At 28.3% G+C, this 23,950-nt stretch carries 24 protein-coding genes; 21 read left to right on the forward strand and 3 right to left on the reverse strand.

The window, feature by feature from the left end; genetic code table 11:
- Nucleotides 1-38: 38 nt before the first annotated feature.
- Complete coding sequence (locus JWYL7_RS03540) at nucleotides 39-1,652, reverse strand: ABC-F family ATP-binding cassette domain-containing protein (RefSeq protein ID WP_066069039.1); 1,614 nt, start codon at nucleotides 1,650-1,652, stop codon at nucleotides 39-41.
- A 104-nt stretch (nucleotides 1,653-1,756) separates the two neighbouring features.
- A complete protein-coding gene (locus JWYL7_RS03545) occupies nucleotides 1,757-3,550 on the reverse strand; it encodes an Rqc2 family fibronectin-binding protein (protein WP_066069042.1) in 1,794 nt (597 codons plus the stop codon).
- A gap of 157 nt (nucleotides 3,551-3,707) precedes the next feature.
- On the opposite strand from JWYL7_RS03545, the gene dapF reads away from it, so the two are divergent.
- From dapF to JWYL7_RS10380, 19 genes are all read left to right on the forward strand, one after another.
- Complete coding sequence (dapF, locus tag JWYL7_RS03550; RefSeq protein WP_066069045.1) at nucleotides 3,708-4,538, forward strand: diaminopimelate epimerase; 831 nt, start codon at nucleotides 3,708-3,710, stop codon at nucleotides 4,536-4,538.
- Between the two features lies 1 nt (nucleotide 4,539).
- The gene (locus JWYL7_RS03555) at nucleotides 4,540-5,421 is read left to right on the forward strand and encodes a YicC/YloC family endoribonuclease (protein WP_066069048.1); all 882 of its coding nucleotides are present in this window, start codon (nucleotides 4,540-4,542) and stop codon (nucleotides 5,419-5,421) included.
- Between the two features lie 23 nt (nucleotides 5,422-5,444).
- Nucleotides 5,445-6,059, forward strand: a complete 615-nt coding sequence (gene gmk, locus JWYL7_RS03560; protein ID WP_066069051.1) for a guanylate kinase — start codon at nucleotides 5,445-5,447, stop codon at nucleotides 6,057-6,059.
- Between the two features lies 1 nt (nucleotide 6,060).
- Nucleotides 6,061-6,312 carry a DNA-directed RNA polymerase subunit omega gene (gene rpoZ, locus JWYL7_RS03565; protein ID WP_066069054.1) on the forward strand — a complete coding sequence of 84 codons (252 nt, stop codon included), beginning with the start codon at nucleotides 6,061-6,063 and terminating at the stop codon, nucleotides 6,310-6,312.
- 131 nt (nucleotides 6,313-6,443) lie between these two features.
- Nucleotides 6,444-7,241: an RNA-guided endonuclease InsQ/TnpB family protein gene (locus tag JWYL7_RS03570; RefSeq protein ID WP_072280162.1), complete on the forward strand. Its 798-nt coding sequence runs from the start codon at nucleotides 6,444-6,446 to the stop codon at nucleotides 7,239-7,241.
- A 183-nt stretch (nucleotides 7,242-7,424) separates the two neighbouring features.
- Nucleotides 7,425-8,633 (forward strand): bifunctional phosphopantothenoylcysteine decarboxylase/phosphopantothenate--cysteine ligase CoaBC, encoded by a 1,209-nt coding sequence (coaBC, locus tag JWYL7_RS03575; protein WP_066069057.1) that lies wholly within the window; start codon nucleotides 7,425-7,427, stop codon nucleotides 8,631-8,633.
- 2 nt (nucleotides 8,634-8,635) lie between these two features.
- Entirely contained in the window at nucleotides 8,636-11,134 is a 2,499-nt protein-coding gene (priA, locus tag JWYL7_RS03580) for a primosomal protein N' (protein ID WP_331722108.1), read from the forward strand.
- A 17-nt stretch (nucleotides 11,135-11,151) separates the two neighbouring features.
- Nucleotides 11,152-11,589, forward strand: coding sequence for a peptide deformylase (gene def / locus JWYL7_RS03585; protein WP_066069064.1), 438 nt, complete (start codon nucleotides 11,152-11,154; stop codon nucleotides 11,587-11,589).
- Nucleotides 11,590-11,615: 26 nt separating this feature from the next.
- Nucleotides 11,616-12,548, forward strand: coding sequence for a methionyl-tRNA formyltransferase (fmt, locus tag JWYL7_RS03590; RefSeq protein WP_149683742.1), 933 nt, complete (start codon nucleotides 11,616-11,618; stop codon nucleotides 12,546-12,548).
- A complete protein-coding gene (locus JWYL7_RS03595; RefSeq protein ID WP_331721888.1) occupies nucleotides 12,541-13,293 on the forward strand; it encodes a DUF116 domain-containing protein in 753 nt (250 codons plus the stop codon). Before fmt ends, JWYL7_RS03595 begins: the two co-directional genes overlap by 8 nt.
- Nucleotides 13,294-13,980, forward strand: a complete 687-nt coding sequence (locus JWYL7_RS03600; RefSeq protein ID WP_066069068.1) for a zinc metallopeptidase — start codon at nucleotides 13,294-13,296, stop codon at nucleotides 13,978-13,980.
- Between the two features lie 58 nt (nucleotides 13,981-14,038).
- Nucleotides 14,039-15,367 (forward strand): 16S rRNA (cytosine(967)-C(5))-methyltransferase RsmB, encoded by a 1,329-nt coding sequence (gene rsmB / locus JWYL7_RS03605; protein WP_066069071.1) that lies wholly within the window; start codon nucleotides 14,039-14,041, stop codon nucleotides 15,365-15,367.
- Nucleotides 15,368-15,372: 5 nt separating this feature from the next.
- Nucleotides 15,373-16,398 carry a dual-specificity RNA methyltransferase RlmN gene (gene rlmN, locus JWYL7_RS03610; RefSeq protein WP_066069074.1) on the forward strand — a complete coding sequence of 342 codons (1,026 nt, stop codon included), beginning with the start codon at nucleotides 15,373-15,375 and terminating at the stop codon, nucleotides 16,396-16,398.
- Between the two features lie 22 nt (nucleotides 16,399-16,420).
- The gene (locus tag JWYL7_RS03615; protein WP_066069078.1) at nucleotides 16,421-17,161 is read left to right on the forward strand and encodes a Stp1/IreP family PP2C-type Ser/Thr phosphatase; all 741 of its coding nucleotides are present in this window, start codon (nucleotides 16,421-16,423) and stop codon (nucleotides 17,159-17,161) included.
- Between the two features lie 18 nt (nucleotides 17,162-17,179).
- Nucleotides 17,180-19,054, forward strand: a complete 1,875-nt coding sequence (gene pknB / locus JWYL7_RS03620) for a Stk1 family PASTA domain-containing Ser/Thr kinase (RefSeq protein ID WP_066069081.1) — start codon at nucleotides 17,180-17,182, stop codon at nucleotides 19,052-19,054.
- Between the two features lie 11 nt (nucleotides 19,055-19,065).
- Nucleotides 19,066-19,947 (forward strand): ribosome small subunit-dependent GTPase A, encoded by an 882-nt coding sequence (gene rsgA, locus JWYL7_RS03625; protein ID WP_066069084.1) that lies wholly within the window; start codon nucleotides 19,066-19,068, stop codon nucleotides 19,945-19,947.
- A gap of 2 nt (nucleotides 19,948-19,949) precedes the next feature.
- Nucleotides 19,950-20,621, forward strand: coding sequence for a ribulose-phosphate 3-epimerase (rpe, locus tag JWYL7_RS03630; RefSeq protein ID WP_149683746.1), 672 nt, complete (start codon nucleotides 19,950-19,952; stop codon nucleotides 20,619-20,621).
- Nucleotides 20,618-21,259 (forward strand): thiamine diphosphokinase, encoded by a 642-nt coding sequence (locus tag JWYL7_RS03635; RefSeq protein ID WP_066069087.1) that lies wholly within the window; start codon nucleotides 20,618-20,620, stop codon nucleotides 21,257-21,259. The genes rpe and JWYL7_RS03635 overlap by 4 nt, the downstream gene beginning before the upstream one ends.
- Before the next feature lie 76 nt (nucleotides 21,260-21,335).
- Nucleotides 21,336-21,482, forward strand: coding sequence for a 2-oxoglutarate translocator (locus tag JWYL7_RS10380; protein WP_149683740.1), 147 nt, complete (start codon nucleotides 21,336-21,338; stop codon nucleotides 21,480-21,482).
- 118 nt (nucleotides 21,483-21,600) lie between these two features.
- Here the strand turns inward: JWYL7_RS10380 and rpmB are convergent, their stop codons facing one another.
- Nucleotides 21,601-21,792, reverse strand: a complete 192-nt coding sequence (gene rpmB / locus JWYL7_RS03640) for a 50S ribosomal protein L28 (protein WP_066069090.1) — start codon at nucleotides 21,790-21,792, stop codon at nucleotides 21,601-21,603.
- Between the two features lie 162 nt (nucleotides 21,793-21,954).
- On the opposite strand from rpmB, the gene JWYL7_RS03645 reads away from it, so the two are divergent.
- Nucleotides 21,955-22,314: an Asp23/Gls24 family envelope stress response protein gene (locus JWYL7_RS03645; RefSeq protein WP_066069093.1), complete on the forward strand. Its 360-nt coding sequence runs from the start codon at nucleotides 21,955-21,957 to the stop codon at nucleotides 22,312-22,314.
- Nucleotides 22,315-22,364: 50 nt separating this feature from the next.
- Nucleotides 22,365-23,933: a DAK2 domain-containing protein gene (locus JWYL7_RS03650; protein WP_066072329.1), complete on the forward strand. Its 1,569-nt coding sequence runs from the start codon at nucleotides 22,365-22,367 to the stop codon at nucleotides 23,931-23,933.
- The last annotated feature ends 17 nt before the right edge of the window (nucleotides 23,934-23,950 follow it).

Genomic DNA, 23,950 nt, shown 5'->3' on the forward strand with positions numbered 1-23,950 from the left:
ATAAATCTCCTCTTTTTTAAACCTTTCAAATAAAGACTTTATTCATACATAGACTCGCGAAGCTTTTTAATTTCCTCATTTTCTAAATACTCATCAAAAGACATATATCTATCGATGATTCCGTTTGGAGTAATTTCTATTATTCTATTAGCTATAGTTTGAACAAATTGATGATCGTGAGATACAAATAAAACAGTACCAGGAAAGTCTATAAGGGCATTATTTAAAGATGTTATAGATTCAAGATCTAAGTGGTTAGTAGGCTCATCTAATATTAAAACATTAGCGCCACTAAGCATCATCTTAGAAAGCATACATCTAACTTTTTCACCACCAGATAATACGCTTGCTTTTTTTTGTGTTTCTTCTCCAGAAAATAACATCCTACCTAAAAAACCTCTTATAAACGTTTCGTCTTTTTCTTTAGAGAATTGTCTAAGCCAATCAACTAAATTTAAGTCAGTATTAAAATATTCACTATTATCTTTAGGGAAATATGCTTGAGAAGTTGTAACTCCCCATGTATATTCGCCGCTATCTTGTTTTATTTCATTCATTAATATTTTAAATAAAGTAGTTTTAGCAAGCTCATTTGGTCCTACAAATGCTATTTTATCTCCCTTATTAACAGTAAAAGTTATGTCATTTAACACTTTTTCTCCATCTATACATTTAGTTATATTGTTAACTTCAAGAAGAATATTTCCAGCTTCTCTTTCAGGTTTAAAGTGTACAAAAGGATATTTTCTAGTTGAAGGTTTAATGTCATCAAGAGTTATTTTTTCCAACATTTTCTTACGAGAAGTCGCTTGTTTTGCTTTAGAAGCATTAGAACTAAATCTTGCTATGAAATTTTGAAGTTCTTTAATTTTTTCTTCTTTCTTTTTATTAGCTTCTTTAGTAAGTTTTAATGCAAGTTGGCTAGATTCATACCAAAAATCGTAGTTTCCAACGTATATTTGTATTTTTCCAAAATCAATGTCTGCAATATGAGTACATACCTGATTTAAAAAGTGTCTATCGTGAGATACAACAATAACTGTATTTTCATAATTAGCAAGGAAGTTTTCAAGCCATTTTATAGATTCAAGATCAAGGTGGTTAGTAGGCTCATCTAGTAGCAAAATATCTGGATTTCCAAATAAAGCTTGAGCTAATAAAACTCTAACCTTTAGATTTGCATCTATATCTTTCATTTTTTTGTCATGAAGATTTTTAGGAATTCCAAGTCCTATTAAAAGGGCAGCAGCATCAGATTCAGCATCCCATCCATTAAGTTCAGCAAATTCTGCTTCTAATTCTGCTGCTTTTATTCCATCTTCCTCAGAAAAGTCAGATTTTGAATATAAAAGATCTTTTTCTTCCATTATTTCATAAAGTCTTTTATGTCCCATAATAACTGTTTTTAATACCTCAAACTCATCAAACTCAAAGTGGTTTTGCTTAAGAACTGCAAGTCGTTTGCCTGGTTCAATAATTACTTCTCCAGTGCTTGGTTCAATTTCTCCAGATAATATCTTTAAAAATGTAGATTTTCCTGCACCATTAGCTCCGATAAGGCCGTAACAATTTCCAGGAGTAAATTTTATATTAACATCTTCAAACAGAGCTCTTTTTCCAAATCTTAACGATAGGTTTTGTGTACTTATCATATGATGTCCTCCAAATTTTTAAATATTTTCAAATACATATTATAACACAGTATTAAAAAAATCTAAAACAAAAATATACATAACACGACAAAAGATGAGAAAGACTAGTTTTTCTCATCTTTTTTTTCTGAATGATTTTTTATACTTACAAAAGCTTCTTCAGAAGGTGTTACATATAGTGTATTGTTGTTTTCGTATATAACCATTCCAGGTTTTGCTCCATTAGGTTTTTTAACATTTTTTCTATAAGTAAAATCAACTGCTACATTAGAAGACATTCTTGCCTTACTAAAATAAGAAGCTAGTATTGCTGCTTGTACTAATGTAGAATGAGGAACCTGCTTGCCATTAGTTTTTATTATAACATGAGAACCAGGTATATCTTTAGTATGAAGCCAGATATCATCACTAGAAGCCAATTTAAAAGTTAAGTAATCATTTTGCTTATTATTCTTTCCTACATACATAGTAAAATTATCACAGGATATAAATTTATGAGGTGTTGATTTTAATTGTTCTTCCTTAGACTTATACTGTTTTACTTTCTTAATGTATCCATGTTTTATAAGCTCTTGTTTTATTTCATCAAGTTCTAAGATATTTTCGCAGTTTTCAATACTTAGTATTATATTTTCAAGATAGTCTATTTCATTAGCTGTTATATCTAGTTGTTGTTTTATTTCATTTTGAGCATTTTTTAATTTTGAATATTTTTTAAAGTATTTTTGAGCATTTTCAGCAGGAGATAAAGATTTATCTAGTTTTATATTTACAGTTTCTCCACTATTATCATAAAAGTTTACAACCTCTATCTCGTCCATTCCTTTTTTTATCATGTACATGTAAGTAGTTATTAATTGACCATATGTTTTGTATATATCGCTATTTTTTGAATCTTCCATTTCTTGTTTTAGCTTTTCAAGCTTGTTATATAATCTATCAAGTTTGATTGATATATTTTTTCTAAGATCATAAGATCTTTGTAAAAGTCTTTCTTTAATGTCTTTTTTTGAATAGTACTCATCAAGAATAAAGCTTATACTACTGTTTTCTATAGTTTTATATTCGCTATACATTTTAAACTTTATACACCCAAAATCAACCATCTTATTTATTTTTTCGTTCACAACCATGCAAGGATTAAATATTTTATTTTTTATATCACTAAAGATTTCATTAAATGAAATAAATAGACTTTCAATACATTTATCATCTATATCTTTAACACTAATATCAGGATCAAGATTGCTCCTAAAACAAATTTCCTTTGCAATAGTAGGACTTACTCCTGTGAAAGAAGAATATATAGCTTTAAAAATAGCAGAATTATTATGGAGTAAAGCTTTTTTAAATTTCTCTATATTTATTTCTGAAATAGGATTAAGCTTATTTTGACTTGGAGGATTTACATATGTTTTTGAAGGAAGAATTTGTCTAAATGTATTTACATTAACAGGAACCCTCTTTATAGCATCTATAATTTTATTTTCATCTTTATCAACAAGTATTATGTTACTATGCTTACCCATTATTTCAATTATAAGATCTTTTGTTTTTATATTCTTTAAATCATCTAAAGATTCTACAGTTATTTTTATTATTCTTTCAAAGTCAGGTTGATGTATACTAACTATTTTTCCATTTTGAATATGTTTTCTAAGTATCATACAAAACAAAGGAGCATTAATTGGATTTTCTTTAGAATATGAATTAGATATATAAGCTCTTGGATTAGAGCTGTTAGCACTAAGAAGTAATTTAAAATTAGATTTATCTTTTCGTATATTTAAAATCAACTCATCATTTTCAGGTTGATAAATTTTTTCTATTTTTCCTCCTATTAATTTTTTGGATAATTCATCAACTAAACAATATATAACCAATCCGTCTAGTGCCATAATTTTCATTCCTTTCAAGTAAATTGATTGTATCTAATCATAGTATACATTGTATATAATAACTATACAATTATTAAAAAAATGTAACAAACATATGATTTTAATTTATTTTTATGGACATAGTATATATAATCTAGGAATATAAGGAGGGGTATTGATGAAGTTTTGGAAATTACATGGGGCTGGAAATGATTTTATAGCTATAGATGGCAGAAAAGACTTAACAGACGATTATTCAGATGTTGCAAAAAAGGTATGCCATAGGCACTTTGGAGTAGGAGCAGATGGTCTTTTAGTTGTAAAAGAATCAAATAATAGTGACTGCAAGATGTTATATTACAATTCAGATGGGTCTAAAGCAAAAATGTGTGGAAATGGAATAAGATGTTTTGCTAAATTTGTTTATGAAAACAATATAGTAAAAAAGTCCAACTTTACAGTTGAAACTTTAGCTTCTATTCAAGAAATAACACTTAATATGTTAAATGAAAAAATAGATAGCATAAAAGTAAATATGGGACTACCTAATTTTGATCCAAAATATATTCCTGTAGATACAACTAAAGATAAATTTATAAATGAAACAATAATTATAAATAAAGAAAAATTAAACGTTTCATCTATTTTACTAGGAGTACCTCATACAGTCGTATTTGTAGAAGAAATAGATAAAAACTATATATTAAAGTATGGACCACTTATTGAAAATCACAAAATATTTCCTGAGAAAACAAATGTAAATTTTGTAAAAGTAATAGATAAAGAAAATATACAAGTATCTACTTGGGAAAGAGGATGCGGATATACCCTTGCTTGTGGAACGGGGATTACTGCATCTGTTGTTATTTCAAATTATTTGAACAAAGTAGATAAAAAAGTAAATGTAATTTCAGAAGGTGGAAAACTTTTAATAGAAATATCAGAAGATAGAGTATACATGCAAGGTCCAGCAGTTAAAATATGCGAAGGTATACTGGAGGGAATTTAAAATGGCTATAAGTATGACAGGATTTGGAAGAGGAGATTATAAAGACGATAAATTTCATTTTATAGTAGAAACTAAAACAATAAATCATAAATATACAGATATAAACATAAAACTTCCAAGAAGAATATCTTTCCTAGAGGAAAAGATAAGATCACTAGTAAAAGAGTATATAAAAAGAGGTAGAGTTGATTTATTTGTAAAAATGGAATTCATTAAAGAATCTGATATAACTTTAACTTTGGATATAAACTTGGCCAAAGAATATCATAAATTGTTACAGACAATAAAAAATGAATTAAATGTAAATGACGATATATCTGTTTTATCTATAGCTAAGTTTCCAGATGTTATAAAGGTACAAGAAAGTGAAGACGATGAAGATGAAATTTGGAAATCTTTAAGCATTGCAATTAAAGACTCTCTAGAGAAATTAAAGGATATGAGGCTTTTAGAAGGAGAAAGATTATCTAAAGATATACAAGAAAGATGTAACCTTTTAAAAAATTATATTGATGAAATAGAAAAATGTTCATATAATTTAGTTATTGAGTATAAGGAAAAATTAAGAAATAGAATAAAAGAGCTATTAGATGATACTATTAACATAGATGAGGAAAGAATTTCTCAAGAAGTAGCTATATTTGCTGATAAAAGCAATATAACAGAAGAAATAGTTAGGTTTAAAAGTCATGTAGATCAGATTACAAAGACTATAAACAAAAATGATGCTATAGGAAGAAAGATAGATTTTTTAATACAGGAAATAAACAGAGAGACAAATACTATAGCTTCTAAATCTTCAAGCCTTAGAATATCAGAGTTAGTAGTAGAGATTAAAAGTGAATTAGAAAAGATAAGAGAACAAATTCAAAATATAGAATAATTAACTTAGGAAGGGAGATAAAGATGAAAAAAGAAGGCCTTTTAATAGTTGTATCAGGTCCTTCAGGAGCTGGCAAAGGAACTATCTGCAAGGAATTATTAAATGATGCCCATAATATAAAACTTTCGGTTTCAGCTACAACAAGGAAGGCAAGAGAGGGAGAAGTTGACGGTGTAAACTACTTTTTTATATCAAAAGAAAAATTTGAAGATATGATAGAAAAAGAAGAGTTCTTAGAATATGCAAATGTTTACGGAAATTTTTATGGCACTCCTAAAAAAGCTGTTTTAGATACCCTTTCGCAGGGAAAAGATGTTTTGCTTGAAATAGATATACAAGGGGCTATGAAAGTAAAGGAGAAATATCCTAAGGGGGTGTTTATTTTTATACTTCCGCCTTCTTTAAAAGAATTAAAAGAGAGAATAGTAAAAAGAGGAACAGAAACAGAAGAAGATATAATAAAAAGATTTAGCAGTGCTTTATCTGAAATAGAAAAAATAGATAACTACGACTATTTTATAATAAATGAAGACTTACAAAGGGCAGTTTATGAGCTAAGGAGCATAATAACATCTGAAAAAAATAGAGTATCAAGATATAAAGAACAAATAATAAAAAAATTTAAGGAGGAATTGTAAAATGCTTTACCCGTCAATAAATGATCTTTTAAAAAAGGTAGATAACAGATATACTTTAGTTATAGCTGCTGCTAAAAGGGCAAGACAATTAATAGATGGAGATCCTAAACTTGTAAAGGTAAAAGAAAATAAACCAGTAAGTATAGCAATACATGAAATAAACGAAGGTAAATTGACTTATAGACCTATGACTCAAGAAGAAATAAAAAATATAGGAAAAGAAAATAAAGATGAAAACAAAGAGGAAGTATAACAGTTAACAAAACATTATATAAGTTTGTATGATATTCTTGAATTTATGAAACGTTTGTATTGTGATAAATTCAAGAGGTGAAGGCAAAACTTATCAAACATTAAGAAAAGTTATTAAGGAGTCAGTAGAAGATGATAAAGACTTATAAAGTTAAGCTTCTACCTAATAATAAACAAAGAACAAAATTATTTGAATGTGCTTCAGTTGCAAGATGGGCATATAACTTTGCGTTAGCAACACAGCAAGAAAGCTATAAAACCTGTATTGCATATAAAAACTTCTTTGAAGGTAGGGCAAGCTTTCCTAGGTTTAAGTCAAAAAAGAAAAGTAAGCCAAGTTTTTATCAAGATACAATAAGTACAGGACAAAAGTACAAAAACATAAATAAAACAAGTAAAGTTAAAAAACTTGAGAAAAGACAAAAAAGACTACAAAAAAGGCTATCGAAAAAATATGAATTAAACAAAATTCAAATGAATGGAGGGGAATACCGTTACAGAAAAACTAACAATATAAAAAAGTTAGAATTCCTTGTTTTAAAAATGAGAAGAAGGCTTAAAAACATAAGGCATAATTATATTAATCAAATAACTACATCTTTGGTGAAAGCCAAGCCAGAGTATGTAGTTATAGAAAACTTAAATACTTGTGGGATGCTAAAAAATAAAAGATTATCAAAATCGATACAAGAGCAGCTATTTTACGAATTTAAAAGACAAATGGAATATAAATGTGCCTTAAATGATATTAAATTTATACTTGCAGATACATTCTATCCTTCATCTAAAACTTGTAGCATATGTGGTGCTTTAAAAAACAAACTTTCTTTATCAGAAAGAACATTTATATGCAATGAATGTGGCTATGAAATAGATAGAGACTTAAATGCAAGTATAAATCTAAAAAATTATGGTAAATCAATAGCATAGCACCTAAAGCTATTATTGATATGTACCGATTCGTTAGTCGGGAATTTAAGCCTTCGGAGTGTTAAATAAACAGGAGTAGATTTTTCGAAACTGGACACGATGAACAAGGAAGGAAACGTAAACTTTTGTAAGGTTTGATAAAAACCTTATAGAGTTTTATAAGCTTTCTGTAACGGAATAGTTATGCTGAAGGGAAAAAATATAGTTATAGGTATTACAGGTGGAATTGCTGTATATAAATCTTGTGATATAGTTAGCAGACTAAAAAAGTTAAATGCTAACGTTTATGTTATAATGACTAGATCTGCTACAGAATTTGTAACACCTCTTACTTTTCAAAGTCTAAGTCAAAATTATGTAGTTGTTGATATGTTTAAAGAGCCTAAAACTTGGGATATAGAACATATTTCTTTAGCTCAAAAGGCAGATCTTTTTCTTATAGCTCCTGCAACAGCAAACATTATAGGAAAAATTGCTAATGGAATAGCTGATGATATGTTATCAACTACTGTAATGGCAACTAAAGCGCCTGTACTTATAGCACCTGCAATGAACACAAATATGTACGAAAACAAAATAGTTCAGTCAAACATAAAAAAACTTAAAGAATTAGGGTATGATTTCATAGACCCAGAAGAAGGAAGACTTGCTTGTGGTGATGTAGGAAAGGGAAAATTAGCTTCACCAGAAGTTATAGTAGACAAAATAGTAAAAGAGCTTACATTGAGTAAGGATCTTAAAGGCACAAAAATACTTATAACAGCAGGACCTACAAGAGAAACAATAGATCCAGTAAGATATATAACAAATAGATCAACAGGAAAAATGGGTTATGCAATAGCTACTCAAGCAGTAAAAAGAGGTGCTCTTGTTACATTAATATCAGGGCCAACAAATATAGATAAGCCTTTAGGACTTTCTAAATTTATAAAAGTAGAGTCGGCAAATCAAATGTATAATGCTGTTATGGAAAATATAAAAGATCAACATGTTATAATAAAATCAGCAGCAGTTGCAGACTACAAACCTAAAAAAGTATCTGATAGAAAAATCAAAAAAACAGATGACAATTTATTTATAGAGCTTGAGAGAAATAACGATATATTAAAAGAAATAGGCCAGATAAAACAAGATAAAATACTTGTAGGGTTTGCTGCAGAAACACATGATTTGATAGAAAATGCTAAACAAAAGATAAAAAAGAAAAATTTAGACTTTATAGTAGCTAATGATTTGCTTCAAGAAGGTGCAGGTTTTGGAGTAGATACCAATATAGTCAAAATCATAGATAAAAATGGAGATATACACCCTTTTCCTAAAATGAGCAAAGAAGATATTGCAAATGTAATATTAGATAAAATAAAACTATTATTAGAAAATAAGCATCTTTAAAGATGCTTATTTTGTTTAAAGTAGGTGTTTTTATGAAAAAATATGCTCAAGTAATAGTAGACAACAATTCTATATATACAGATAACTTTTTTACCTATGAAATACCCGACGATATTTTAGATCAAATTAAAATTGGACATAGAGTGTTAGTTCCTTTTGGAAAATCAAATAAACCAATACAAGGTTTTATATTTGATATATTAGATGAAAATGAAGAGCATAAAAATACAAAAAAAATAATAGATATTTTAGATGAAGAGCCACTACTAAGAGATGTAGACATAAAGATTATTAAATGGATGAAAGATGAGTATTTATGTAAATTCATAGAAGCTATAGATTGTATTTATCCTAAGGGTTATAGAGTTAATACTTATAAAGTTATACATCTAGTAAATAATAATTTTACTTATGAAAACTTAAGATTTGAAGAAAAAAAAATAATAGATGAAATTTTAAAGCATAAAGGTAAAATATCACTCGATAAATTGAAAAAAAATATAAAATCTAATATAGACTCCTATATTAAAAAACTGAGAGAAAAAAGAATTATTCAAATAACTTGGGAGTCTAAGAGCATAAAAAATGAAAAATATGTATACAGTTTAAGATTAAATATTCAAAACAGTGAAGTTGAAAATACAATACAATCTTTAAATAAAAAAAGATCATTTAAACAGGCTCAAATAATAAGTTTTTTAGCCAATAAGGAAAAAGTATTACTTGATGATTTGATTAAAGAGCTGAAAGTAACAAAATCATCTATAAAATCACTACAAGAAAAAGATTTAATAAAAATAGAAAAGATAGATTATTTTAGGAAAATAGAAACAACCTATAAAATAGATGAAAAAGAAATAAATTTAAATCAAGAGCAAATAAAGGCAGTAAATATTTTAAAATCAAATATACAAAATGAATCTAAAAAGCCTTTTTTACTTCATGGAGTTACAGGAAGTGGAAAAACTGAGGTTTATATAAAAATAATACAAGAGATGTTAAGTTTAGGAAAAGACAGTATAGTTTTAGTTCCTGAAATATCGCTAACTCCACAAACAATAGCAAGATTTAAAAATAGATTCAACGATACAATAGCACTACTTCATAGTAGGTTATCAGATGGCCAAAGACAGGATGAGTATAAAAGAATAAAGCAAGGTAAGGCTAAAATTGTAATCGGAGCAAGATCTGCAATATTTGCTCCATGTAAAGATTTAGGAATAGTGATAATAGATGAATTTCATGAAAGCTCATATAAATCAGAAACAAGCCCTAAGTACAATACGATAGAAGTGGCAAAAAAATTATGTGAAGAAACAGGATCTATCCTTTTGTTAGGATCAGCAACACCTTCTATAGATGAATACTACAAATGTGAAATAGGAGAGTATAACAAAATAGAGCTTAAAAACAGAGCAAATAACAAACAGATGCCACCTATAGAAGTTATAGATATGAAAGAAGAATTAAATAATGGAAATAAAAGTATATTTAGTAGAGCTCTATATGAAGCTATAGATAATAATCTAGTAAACAAAACGCAAACTATATTGTTTTTAAATAGAAGAGGATATGCTAATTTTATATCGTGCAGGAAATGTTCGTACCTTTTCAAATGCTCTAGTTGTGATATATCATTGACATATCACAAGTACAAAAACATTGCAAAGTGTCACTATTGTGGATATGAAGTTGAAGTTCCTAAAAAATGCCCAAGCTGTGATAGTTTATATTTAAAGGAATTTGGAATTGGAACAGAAAAAATAGAAGAAGAAATAAAAAAATACTTTCCAAATGCTAGAGTACTTAGGATGGATAGGGATACTACATCAAAGAAAGGATCACATGAAGATATATTAAACAAATTTAAAAACGGTCAAGCAGATATTTTGATAGGAACGCAAATGATAAGTAAAGGGTTAGATTTTCCTAATGTAACCTTAGTTGGCATATTATCAGCTGATATGATGCTTAATTTTCCTGACTTTAAAAGTTCAGAAAAAACATTTCAAATAATAAATCAAGTTGCAGGAAGAGCAGGAAGAGATCTTTTAAAAGGAAGGGTTATACTTCAAACATATGATACAGAGCACTATTCTATAAGGTATGCTAAAAATTATGACTATTTAGGGTTTTATAATGAAGAGATAAAAATAAGGAAGATATTTAACTACAAACCATTCAATAGTTTAATTAGCGTAGTCGTATTTGGGAAAAATGAAAAAAGTGTTATAAAAAATATACAGAAAATATATGATGCTGTAATATATGTTCTAAATAAAAAAGGAATTAATAATTTCCAATTTATATTAGGTCCAAATCCGTGTCCTATATCTAAGATTAACAATAATTATAGATGGCAAATACTCTTTAAGGATTTAGATATTGAAATAAAGCTTTTAAAGGGTATAATAAAATATATATGTATTGAAAAAAGGGACTTTTTGCTCGATTCAGATGTAAGTTTAAGCATAGATACAGACCCAGAGAGTATACTTTAAGTTTAGGAGGAAATAGTATGGCACTTAGAATAATTAGAAAAGATTCAGATCCAGTATTAAGAAAAAAATCAAAAGTTGTAGATAAGATCGATGAAAAAATTATAACTTTGTTAGAAGATATGAAGGAAACTATGTACCATGCAGATGGAGTAGGACTTGCAGCACCTCAAGTTGGAGTCTTAAAAAGAGTAATAGTAGTAGATGTAGGAGATGGACCTATAGAACTTATAAATCCACAGATAATAGAAACAAAAGGAATTCAAGTTGGAGATGAAGGTTGCCTTAGCGTTCCCGGGAAATATGGGACGGTTAAAAGACCTATGTATGTTAAGGTAGAAGGTTTAAATAGAAATGGAGAAATTATAATCGTAGAAGGTAAGGAACTTTTAGCTAGAGCATTATGCCATGAAATAGATCATTTAGATGGAATATTGTTTATAGACAAAGTTGAATAAACATATAGACAAAGGATGTGATGTAGTTGAGAGTTGTATTTATGGGTACTCCAGATTTTGCAGTTCCATCATTGAAAATGTTGATAGAGGAAGGATATGATATAATTTCTGTAGTTACTCAGCCTGATAAGCCAAAAGGAAGAGGAAACAAAATTACATATCCTCCTGTAAAACAAGAGGCTTTAAATCATGGAATTAAGGTGTATCAACCAAGTAAAGTCAAAGATAAGGAATTTGTTGATATACTTAAACAATTAAATCCAGACATAATAATAGTTATAGCATTTGGACAAATATTGTCTAAAGATATTCTTTCTATTCCAAAACATGGTTGTATAAATGTACACTCATCTCTTTTACCTAAGTATAGAGGAGCAGCTCCAATAAATTGGGCTATAATAAATGGAGAAGAAGTTACAGGAGTTACAACTATGTATATGGATGAGGGTTTAGATACAGGAGATATGATCCTTAAAATAGAAACAAAAATAGGAGATGAAGAAACAGCAGGAGAGCTTCACGATAGACTATCAGTTCTAGGTGCTAAGGTTTTAAGTGAAACTTTAAACCTAATAAAAAAAGGAACAGTTTTAAGACAAAAACAAGATGATTCTCAAGCTTCGTATGCTCCTATAATGGATAAAAACTTAGGAAATATAAATTGGAATAAAAGCGCACAAGATATATTTAACTTGATAAGAGGAACTAATCCTTGGCCTAGTGCATTCACTAATTATAAAGCAAGTACAATGAAAATATGGAAAGCTAAAGTTATAGATAAAGATAGTAACTTAAAACCAGGAACTATATTAGATGTTTCTAGTCAAGGTATAAGTGTTGCTTGTAAAAAAGGAACTTTACTTGTAGAAGATATACAGATGCCAGGAAAAAAAAGAATGCCAGTACACGAATATATAAAGGGTAATACTATAGAAAAAGGTGTTGTGTTAGGTGAATAATGATAGGATAAATGTGTTTTTGATATTAATGGCTGTTTTAGGAGTTAAAGTAACTTTACTTTTATTATTTATAAACTATTTATTATCAAATAAAGGTGAGCTATTAGATATATTTTTTGTTATATTCAATACATTATCAATAGCGATATTAGGTATTATCATATTTTCAGTTATAGTTTCGTATAGTATTTTATATAGAGAAAATGTAAATAAATATCTAATGAAGATAAATTTTAAATTAGTAAAAGCTATGTATCCTTTAATAATTAACATATGTAAGTTTTTAAAGATTTCAAAAAACGATGTGAGAAATACTTATATACATCTAAATAATATATATATATATTCTAATAATTATAATTTAAATCCTGAAGATATAATGATTTTGACACCTCACTGTATACAGAAAGGATCGTGCAAACACAAGATTACCAATAGAATTCAAAATTGCATAAGATGTAAAGGTTGTGATGTATCAGATTTATTAGACATAAAAGAAAAATATAAAGTAAAAGTATTTGTTGCAACAGGTGGAACACTAGCTAGAAAAATAATAAAAGAAAACAGGCCTAAGGCTATAATAGCTGTTGCCTGTGAAAGAGATTTGACAAGTGGTATTCAAGATGTCGAAAAAATTCCCGTAATTGGAATTTTAAATGAAAGGCCAAATGGCCCATGTTTAGATACAAAAGTAGATATTGAAAAAATAGAAAATGCTATAAATTTTTTCTTAGGAGGTGTTTAGATGTTTCCTTATTACTATGATCCAACATATGTATTGTTAATTCCTGCAATTCTTTTTACTTTGTATGCTCAAAGTAAGGTTCAATCTACATTTTCAAAATATCTTAGAGTACATTCTTCAAAAGGTTTTACAGGAGCACAAGTTGCTAGATATATATTAGATAAAAATGGATTAAATGATGTAGATATACAGCTATCAAGAGGAAAACTTACGGACCACTATGATCCAGGAAATAAAGTAGTAAGACTTTCAAATGAAGTTTATTACGGTACATCAATAGCATCAATATCAGTTGCAGCTCACGAGGTTGGTCATGCAATACAACATGCTAGAAACTATTTTCCTTTGGTATTTAGAAATACTTTAGTTCCAATTGCAAATATAGGATCATCTATGGCGTGGATATTTATTTTACTTGGATTTATGGTAAGTCCATCTTTTATAGACATAGGAATACTTTTATTCTTAGCAGCAGTTTTATTTCAAATAGTAACACTTCCTGTAGAATTTAATGCATCAAATAGAGCTATAGACCAGCTAAAAGAAAATGGATTAATAGCATTTAACGAAGAAAGTCAAAGTAAAAAAGTTTTAGATGCTGCAGCACTAACTTATGTGGCAGCAGCAGCTGCTGCAGTATCTCAGCTACTTAGACTTATAGTTTTAAGAAACAGCAGAAGGGATTAAAAAAGTAAGTCCTAGTTCATCTAGGGCTTATTTTCGTTAAAACAAAGGAGGAAAATATATGAAAACTGCTAGAGAAATAGCTTTTAAAGCTATATATGATATAGAAAACAAACAGTTATATTCTAATATAGCTGTAAACAAGTATCTTAAAGAGAGTGATTTAAAAAATCAAGATAGAGGGTTTGCAACAGAGCTTATATATGGAGTTGTAGAGAATAAATATTTATTAGAATATATACTAGAGAAATTTTCAACGATAAAACTTAAAAAACTATCAAAAGATGTAAAAACTATATTGAAAATGGGAATATATCAAATAATATTTTTAGACGGAGTTGAAGATTTTGCAGCTGTAAACGAAAGTGTAAACCTTTGTAAAAAGTACAATAAAAAAGCATCAGGTTTTGTAAATGGGGTTTTAAGAAATGTAGTAAGGGAAAAAGAAAACATAAAATATCCTTTAAGAAGTGATATAGTAAAGCATTTTTCAGTTAAATATTCTTATGAACCTTGGATAATAAAAAGATGGTTAGAAAGATTTTCTAAAGAGTTTGTAGAAGATCTACTAGTAGCTAATAGTGAAAAACCACCTTTATATATAAGGGTTAACACATTAAAAATAAGCACACAAGAGCTTTTAAATAAATTGAAAAATCAAGGTATAGATTGTCAAAAGATAGGGCTAATAGATGAGTGTATAAAAGTTAATAATATGAAAAATATAGAAAAAAATGATTTATTTAAAAAAGGATATTTTCAAGTTCAAGATTTAAGTTCTATGTTAGTTGGACATATATTAAATCCAAACAAAAATTCTCTTGTGTTAGACTGTTGTAGTGCTCCTGGAGGAAAAACCACCCATATAGCTACAAAAATGGAAAACTCTGGACTTGTAGTAGCTAGAGATATATTTGATCACAAATTAAATTTGATAAGACAGTCAGTTAAAAGGTTAGGGCTTTCAAATGTAAAGGTAGAAAAATTTGATGCAACACAATTTGACAGTGAAAGTGTAGAAAAATTTGATTATGTATTAGTAGATGCACCGTGTTCAGGATTTGGAATAATAAGAAGAAAGCCAGAAATAAAGTATAAAGATGAAGAAGAAGTAAACAAACTTCCAGAGCTTCAGCAAAAAATTTTAAATAATAATTCGAAATATGTAAAAAAAGGTGGACTATTAATTTATAGTACATGTACAATAGAAGATAAAGAAAATATACAAGTAATTGATAATTTTTTGAAAGAAAACGAAAATTTTGAACTTGAACCTATAGAGAATATAAATATAGATTTAGAAAACCAACACAAAGGATATATAAGCTTGTATCCAAATATACACGGGGTAGATGGATTTTTTATAGCTAAAATGAGAAGGGTAAGGTAATAGGTATGGAAAGAATAGATCTAAAATCTCTTACAGAAGATCAGACAAAAGAATTTATAAAATCTATAGGTGAAAAGCCTTTTAGAGGAGCTCAAATTTTTAAGTGGATATATAAAGGTGCACAGAATTTAGAACAAATGACAGATTTATCTAAAGAATTAAGAGGTAAATTAGATGATTTCACGACTATAGCAAATTTATCTATATACAAAAAATTTTCATCAAAAATAGATGGGACAATTAAATATCTATTTTCTTTAGAAGATAAAAATATTATAGAAAGTGTAATGATGAAGTACAAACATGGGGTGTCTGTTTGTATTTCAACACAAGTTGGATGTAGGATGGGTTGTAAGTTTTGTGCATCTACAATAGATGGACTTAAAAGAAATTTAAAATCATCAGAAATGATAGATCAAATATTGAAAATACAAAGCGATATAAATCAAAGAGTATCAAATGTTGTGCTTATGGGAAGTGGAGAACCTTTAGATAATTTCGAGCAAGTAAAGCAGTTTTTAGCTATAGTCAATGAAAAAAATGGCTTAAATATAGGATATAGACATATAACTGTTTCAACTTGTGGATTGGTTGACAAAATGTATAAATTATCAGATTTAAAGTTGCCTATAAATCTAGCAATATCTCTTCATGCAGCTACGGATGAGAAAAGAAAAGAAATTATGCCAATAGCCAATGCTTATTCTATAGAAGATATACTAAAGGCATGTAGATATCATATAGAAAAAACAAATAGGAGAATTACATTTGAGTATTCATTAATAAAGGGTTTTAATGATAGCAAAGAAGATGCTAAATTACTAGCACAAAAATTAAAGGGGCTTTTATGTCATGTAAATTTGATACCTGTAAATAAAATAGATGAAAGAGACTATAAAAAGCCAGATATTAATGATATAGAAACATTTAAGAAAATATTAAAGAAAAATAATATAGAAGCTACAGTAAGACGATCAATGGGTTCAGATATACAAGGGGCATGTGGTCAGCTAAGAAGAAGAAACTTATAAAATTTATTTTGGAGGTAATTTTATGAAACATTATGCCTTATCGGATATAGGCAAAGTTAGAAAGTTAAACGAGGATTACTTTGGGTTTGATAAAATAAAAATAAAAGATAAACATATACATGTATATACTGTAGCAGATGGAATGGGGGGACATAATAAAGGAGAAGTAGCCAGTAAACTAGCTGTAGAAACTTTATTAGATTACATTAGAAAAAATATAGCTTATATTGATAATTTAGATAATAAAAGTATTACTAATTTGCTGAAAAAATCTTATGAATTTGTAAACAAGTTAATATATAATCTATCTATCGAAGATGAAAAGTTTTCAGGAATGGGAACAACATTAACAACATGTGTAATATATGAAAAAACCATGTATACAGCAAATGTGGGAGATAGTAGATGCTACTTATATAACGATAATAAATTAACCCAAATAACAAAAGATCACTCCCTAGTTCAAGAACTTATAGAAAAAAGGCTAATAGATGAAGAAAAGGCACGTACACATCCTCAAAGACATATAATTACAAGAGCAATAGGTACAGATAAGTTTGTAGAATTAGATATATATATAAATCATGTAAAAGAAAATAGCAAAATACTTTTAACAACAGATGGGCTTACAAATTATGTTTCAGATAAACAAATAGTAAGCAATATAAGCGATGATATAGAAAAGTGTTGTTTTAAGTTAGTTGAATTAGCAAATCAAAATGGTGGACGCGACAATATAACTATAATTTGTATATCAATATAATTAGAGAGTGGTGATATAGTGGAATATAAATTACTTGGAAATAGATATGAGATAATAGAAAAGATAGCTGACGGAGGAATGGCTTTTGTATATAAGGCTAAGTGTACTCTTTTGAATAGAATTGTAGCTATAAAAGTGCTAAGACATGAATTTGTTAATGATGAAGAATTTTTACAAAAATTTAAAAATGAAGCTCAAGCAGCTGCAAGTCTTACTCATCCAAATATAGTAAATATATACGATGTAGGACAACAGGATAATATACACTACATAGTAATGGAATATGTTGAAGGCTTAAATTTAAAAGAACTTATAAAAAAGCAAGGAAAATTAGACTATAAAACGGCACTTGATATAACAAAGCAAATAGCAGTAGCACTGTCTCAAGCTCATAAAAGACATATTATTCACAGAGATATAAAACCTCATAATATCTTAATATCAAATGAAGGAATTGTTAAGGTTGCAGACTTTGGAATAGCAAAAGCTACAACAAGTTCAACTATAACATGTACAGGTAGTGTAATAGGATCTGTTCATTATTTTTCTCCAGAGCAAGCAAGAGGAGGGTATGTAGACGAAAAGTCAGACCTTTATTCATTAGGAATAGTATTGTTTGAAATGTTAACAGGAAGAGTTCCGTTCAAAGGAGATACTCCTGTAAATATAGCTTTAAAGCATATAAATGATGAATTAGTATTTCCGGATGAAATAAAAGAAGATATACCACAATCAGTGATAAAACTAGTTGATAAACTTACTCAAAAAAGTCAAGTAAATAGATATCAAAAATCAGAAGATTTAATCAAAGATATAGAGTCTATACAAAACAATGTAGAGCCAAGTTTTGATGACGATTATACTCATTATGCTACTCAAAAGATAGATTTACCTAAAAAAAGATTAGTAAAACAAGATAAAAATTTAAAATTGCCTAAGAAAAACAAAAAGAAAATTACTATTTTAGCCATAATTTTAGGTTTAGTTTTAGCATTAACTCTAACTATAAGTGCATATTTTTTAAAAGATTTTTTCGTAGTTAAAGAGTATGAAGTTCCAGACTTAGAAAATATGCACATAGATGATGCTAAAGAATTACTAGAGAAGATGAATCTTTCGCTACAAATACGTAGAGAAGTATATGATGCTACTGTTGATGAAGATCACATAATAAGTCAAATACCTGAAAGTGGAACAAAAGTTAAGGAAGGATATATAATAAAGGTAGATATAAGCAAAGGTGGAAAAATTGTTACAGTTCCAGATTTACTAAATAAAAGACTAGATCAAGCAAATGAAATATTAAGTGAAAATAATTTAGTAGAAGGTATTGTAAGGTATGAGTATAGCAATTTGCCTGAAGGTACTGTTATAAAACAAGATCCACAACCGTTAACACAAGTAAAAGAAGGTAGTGAAATAAATTTAATTGTAAGTAAAGGAAGGCAAGTTAGAATTATACAAGTTCCAAATGTTATAGGAAAAACATTAGAACAGGCCAAAATAGATCTTAAAGGCTTAGTAATAGGCAATATAACTACTATAGAAGATACAAGTATGCCCAATAATGTAATAGTTAGTCAAAGTTTAACTAGTGGACAAAGGGTAAAAGAAGGAACAAAAATAAACCTTACAATAAATAGATATAATGAGGAACCTAAAGAAAAGATCACAACAAAAAGACTTACTATAAAACTTCCACAAGATAAAGAAACTTTCAATTTAATAGTTAATGAAATTGTAGATGGCAAATCTACAACTATATACAATGAGACAATAAATTCTTCGGAATATAACGGTACTATAAGTATACAAATACAAGGAAGCGGAAAGAAAGAATACGAAATATATGTAGATAACCAACTATATGAAAAATTACAAGTACAATTTTAAAGGAGGCGAGTATGCTTAAGGGCAGAATACTCAAAGGTATAGGTGGATTTTATTATATAGATACAGCTAAGGGATTATACGAATGTAAGGCTAGAGGGATATTTAGAAAAAAGAAATTAACTCCTTTAGTTGGAGATATAGTAGATATACAAGTAATAGATGAAGAAAATAAAAAGGCAGTTATAGAAAATATATATGAAAGAACTACAGAATTAATAAGACCACCTATAGCAAATGTAAGTAAAGCAGTAATAGTTTTTTCAGTAACAGATCCAAAGCCGAATTTTTCTTTATTAGATAGATTTATAGTTCTTTCAGAAAAGGAAGGGCTTGATATAGCAATATGTATAACTAAAGTTGACTTAGATGACAATGATGAATTTAGCAAGATAAAAGATGTATATAAAGATTTATACAAAGTTATTCCAGTTAGCAATAAACTAGGATTAGGAATAGATGAGGTAAAAAAAGAGCTAAAGGGTCATATATCTGTTTTTGCAGGTCCATCAGGTGTTGGAAAGTCAAGTTTATTAAACAGCATAGATTCAAATTTAAACTTACAAGTAGGGCAAATAAGTGAAAAAGTAAAAAGAGGAAAGCATACGACAAGACATGCACAACTTATAAAGCTAGAGGAGGAGTGTTTTGTAGCTGATACTCCTGGATTTAGTTCTTTATTGCTAAGTGAGATTGATACTGATGAACTTAAAGAATATTTTATAGAGTTTAAAGATCTAGCCTTTGAATGTAAGTTTTATAAAAACTGTTTGCATGAAAATGAACCTGGCTGTAGAGTGAAAGAGGCACTTGATGAAGGGAGAATATCTAATGAAAGATATAGTAGCTATATACAGCTTTTAAACGAAATAAAAGATACAAAAAGGAGGTATTAATGATTATGAAATTAGCACCATCTATACTTTCTGCAAACTTTGCTAAATTATTAGAAGATGTAAAAAAAGTAGAAAATGCTGGATGTGAATATCTGCACATAGATGTAATGGATGGACATTTCGTTCCAAATATAACTTTAGGACCTGCTTTGGTAAAAAGCTTAAGAGAAGATGTAAATATGGTATTTGATGTTCACTTAATGATAGAAAATCCAGATATGTATATAAAAGAATTTGCACTAGCAGGAGCTGATATTATAACTGTTCACCAAGAAGCTTGTACTCATCTTCATAGAACTATACAAAATATTAAGGCATGTGGAAAAAAAGTAGGAGTTGCATTGAATCCAGCAACACCTATAGAGACGATAAAACATGTTATTCAAGATGTAGACATGGTTTTGATAATGACTGTCAATCCTGGATTTGGTGGCCAATCATTTATTGAGGAAATGATTTGTAAAATAAAAGAGCTAAAAAGCCTAATAGATAGTAAAAAACTTAATATAGATATTCAGGTAGATGGAGGAATAAATCCAGATAACGTTAGTAAAGTTATAAAAGCAGGTGCAAATGTTGTAGTTGCAGGATCAGCTATATTTAATAGTGAAAATATACAACAAACAGTAAAAAAATTCAGAGAAAATGCTATTTCTAAGGAAGTGAGATATTGAAAGTAGCCATAATATTAAACGGACAAATAGAAAACATAGAATTTTTTGATAGTATATTAGAAAACTATAATTATATAATTTGTGCAGATGGAGGAGCTAATAAATTATATAAAATAGGAAAAAAACCAAATGTTATAATAGGAGATTTAGATTCAATACACGATCATGTAAAAAACTATTATAGAAAGAATAACGTAGATTTTAAGAAATTTCCATCAAAGAAAGATAAAACTGATACAGAAATAGCCATAGATTATGCAATATCCATAGGGGCTACACAAATAGATTTTATAGGAGCTTTAGGTGATAGAATGGATCATACACTTGCTAATATAAATTGCCTATATTATCTATTAAAAAGAAAAGTAGATGGAAAAATAGTAGATGAAAATAGCCAAATATATATAACAGATAAAGAAAAAGTTATATATGGAGAAATAGGAGATATAGTTTCGATTATACCTTGTTTTAGTGATGCTAAAGGAGTTACTTTAGAAGGATTTGAATATACTTTAGAAGATTTTAATTTAGAGTTTGGCTGTGCAAGAGGAATATCTAATGTAATGCTAAGCCCTAAATGTATAGTGAAAGTAAAACAAGGATGTTTACTTATAATAAAATACAAAAAAAGAGCCTAAAAGGCTCTTTTTTTGTATCAAAAGAGAAATAGATGAATAAATTAATTATATGAACTTCTATATCGGGGTGAGGATGATGAGAAGGTGTACAAAACATTTGTTTGGGTTGATAGCAATAGCAACAGGGGTAGCTTTAATATTAACAATAATTTTACCTAACTGGCTTTGGATGACATTGTTTGCAATAGGACTTATAATATGTGGTTTTATTTGTTTTAAGTAAAGAGGGGGGATAAATATGAAAATTATAGCAATCAAATTACCAAAATTTTTATCAAGCATAATAAAATTCTTTATGAGAAAAAAATAAAAAAGCCTACATTTTGTAGGCTTTTAACATACTATATAGCTCTTTCTACGCTTCCAGAACGTAAGCATCTAGTACACACATTCATTCTCTTTGGAGTACCATTAACTATAGCTCTAACTCTTCTTAAGTTTGGAGCCCAAGTTCTCTTATTGTGACGGTTAGAGTGGCTTATTTGGTTTCCAGTAACTATTCCTTTTGAACAAACTTCACAAACTCTTGCCATTTATAAACACCTCCTTTAAAACTGTGTTCACATAGTCTAAAAACATATTTAATACTACCATATTACTAAAGGTTTTGCAAGAGAAATGTTATATTTATATTGAATAAACTATGTATATAATATAGAATATACTTATATCTATAAAATTGGAGGGGGTAAAAAATGAGTGGAAAGATAACCAATAATTATGGTAATATTTATATTGATACTGAAGTAATAGCTAAAATAGCTAGTCAATCAGCTATAGAATGTTATGGACTTGTAGGAATGGGATATAGATCTAAAGTTGATGGTTTAGTAGAGTTATTGAAGAAAGAACAAATGAGTAAAGGTGTTCAGGTTAAAATAGATGAAGATAATGTCTATATTGAGCTATTTGTTATAATACAATATGGCACTAAGATATCAGTTGTAGCTGATAACATAATAAATAGAGTCAAGTATAGTGTAGAAAAATTCACAGGTCTTAAAGTAAATAGGGTAGATATAAATGTACAAGGAGTAAGAGTACATAATAGGTAGGAGGAAAAAAATTGAAGGTGGAATATGTAGATAGTAAACTGTTAAAAGATATGTTTATTTCTGGATACAATAATCTAGAAAAAAATAAAAAGATAGTAGATAAGTTAAATGTTTTTCCAGTTCCAGATGGAGATACAGGAACTAATATGGCCCTTACGATGTCTTCAGCTATAAATGAGTTATCTAAAATTTCAGGAGAGAGCATAACAGATATCGGAAAAGCTATATCTAAAGGGTCATTAATGGGAGCAAGAGGAAATTCAGGAGTAATACTTTCTCAAATTTTAAGAGGATTTGCAAAATCTATACAAGGGAAAGAAAAATTATCTACTATGGATCTAGCTTTAGCTTTAAAAGAGGGATCTGACACAGCATATAAAGCTGTAATAAAACCAATAGAAGGAACTATATTAACAGTTGCAAGAGAAAGTGCAGAATATGCTGTTAAGATAGCTAAAAAAGAAAAAGATGTGCAAAAATTCTTCAAAATGGTTATAAATGAGGCAAACAGTTCTCTAAATAAAACACCTGATCTTCTTAGAGCTCTTAAAGAGGCTAAAGTTGTAGATTCAGGAGGAAAAGGACTTTTAACAATATATGAAGGAGCATATAAGGCATTAATAGGAGAAAAAGTAGATCTTGAGAATATAGATAAAAATTATGATAACGACCATCAGGCTCCATCATTAAGTCAAGAAGATATAAAATACGGATACTGTACCGAGTTTATATTACAAACTGATAAAATAGACTCTGAAAAAATGAAAGAAAAAATAGAAAAATATGGAGATAGCTTAGTTGTAGTGGGAGATGAGTCAATAATAAAAATACATATACACACTAACGATCCAGGATTAGTACTTCAGGAAGCTATAAACTATGGAAGTTTAACAAACATAAAAATAGATAATATGAGAGTCCAACACGAGAATGTTCTAACAGAAAAAGCCAAAGAAGATGCTAAAGAATATGGATTTATAAGTGTTACTATGGGAAATGGATTGAGTAATATATTTAAAGATTTTGGAGTTGACCATATAATAGAAGGTGGTCAAACTATAAATCCAAGTACTCAAGACTTTTTAGAAGGAATAGAGAAAATAAACGCAAAAAATATAATTATACTTCCAAATAACAGCAATATACTAATGGCAGCAAATCAAGCAAAAGAAATTTCAGAAAAAAATGTTATAGTTATTCCTTCAAAAACAGTTCCACAAGGTTTTGCTGCGCTTTTAGCATTTAATATGGAAGCTGATCCTAAAGATAATGAAAAGGCTATGACTTATGCAATAAACAATGTAAAAACAGGTCAAGTAACATTTGCAGTTAGAAATACAATTATAAACAATATAGACATACAAGAAGGAGATATAATAGGAATAGGTGAAGGAAAGATATTAAATTCAGGAAAAGATATAAAACAAACAACTTTAGATCTAATTGAACAATTAATAGATGAAGATACGGAAATTGTAACTTTGTTCTATGGTGAAGACATAGATGAAGAAACTGCAAATGAATTACAAGATATATTACAAGAAAAATATGATGAGTTAGATATAGAGCTTTACTATGGAGGACAGCCATTATATTATTATATTATTTCTGTAGAGTAGGGAAACTTATTAAGTTT

Origin of the sequence: Alkalithermobacter thermoalcaliphilus JW-YL-7 = DSM 7308 (assembly GCA_001584565.1) — a bacterium.
Classification (GTDB): Bacteria; Bacillota; Clostridia; order Peptostreptococcales; family Peptostreptococcaceae; genus Alkalithermobacter; species Alkalithermobacter thermoalcaliphilus.

Bases quoted from the DNA above. Each gene is read 5' to 3' on its own strand.
- JWYL7_RS03540 (WP_066069039.1), bottom strand. From the start codon at position 1,652: ATGATAAGTACACAAAACCTATCGTTAAGATTTGGAAAAAGAGCTCTG.
- JWYL7_RS03545 (WP_066069042.1), bottom strand. From the start codon at position 3,550: ATGGCACTAGACGGATTGGTTATATATTGTTTAGTTGATGAATTATCC.
- dapF (WP_066069045.1), top strand. From the start codon at position 3,708: ATGAAGTTTTGGAAATTACATGGGGCTGGAAATGATTTTATAGCTATA.
- JWYL7_RS03555 (WP_066069048.1), top strand. From the start codon at position 4,540: ATGGCTATAAGTATGACAGGATTTGGAAGAGGAGATTATAAAGACGAT.
- gmk (WP_066069051.1), top strand. From the start codon at position 5,445: ATGAAAAAAGAAGGCCTTTTAATAGTTGTATCAGGTCCTTCAGGAGCT.
- rpoZ (WP_066069054.1), top strand. From the start codon at position 6,061: ATGCTTTACCCGTCAATAAATGATCTTTTAAAAAAGGTAGATAACAGA.
- JWYL7_RS03570 (WP_072280162.1), top strand. From the start codon at position 6,444: ATGATAAAGACTTATAAAGTTAAGCTTCTACCTAATAATAAACAAAGA.
- coaBC (WP_066069057.1), top strand. From the start codon at position 7,425: ATGCTGAAGGGAAAAAATATAGTTATAGGTATTACAGGTGGAATTGCT.
- priA (WP_331722108.1), top strand. From the start codon at position 8,636: ATGCTTATTTTGTTTAAAGTAGGTGTTTTTATGAAAAAATATGCTCAA.
- def (WP_066069064.1), top strand. From the start codon at position 11,152: ATGGCACTTAGAATAATTAGAAAAGATTCAGATCCAGTATTAAGAAAA.
- JWYL7_RS03600 (WP_066069068.1), top strand. From the start codon at position 13,294: ATGTTTCCTTATTACTATGATCCAACATATGTATTGTTAATTCCTGCA.
- rsmB (WP_066069071.1), top strand. From the start codon at position 14,039: ATGAAAACTGCTAGAGAAATAGCTTTTAAAGCTATATATGATATAGAA.
- rlmN (WP_066069074.1), top strand. From the start codon at position 15,373: ATGGAAAGAATAGATCTAAAATCTCTTACAGAAGATCAGACAAAAGAA.
- JWYL7_RS03615 (WP_066069078.1), top strand. From the start codon at position 16,421: ATGAAACATTATGCCTTATCGGATATAGGCAAAGTTAGAAAGTTAAAC.
- rsgA (WP_066069084.1), top strand. From the start codon at position 19,066: ATGCTTAAGGGCAGAATACTCAAAGGTATAGGTGGATTTTATTATATA.
- JWYL7_RS10380 (WP_149683740.1), top strand. From the start codon at position 21,336: ATGAGAAGGTGTACAAAACATTTGTTTGGGTTGATAGCAATAGCAACA.
- rpmB (WP_066069090.1), bottom strand. From the start codon at position 21,792: ATGGCAAGAGTTTGTGAAGTTTGTTCAAAAGGAATAGTTACTGGAAAC.
- JWYL7_RS03645 (WP_066069093.1), top strand. From the start codon at position 21,955: ATGAGTGGAAAGATAACCAATAATTATGGTAATATTTATATTGATACT.
- JWYL7_RS03650 (WP_066072329.1), top strand. From the start codon at position 22,365: ATGTTTATTTCTGGATACAATAATCTAGAAAAAAATAAAAAGATAGTA.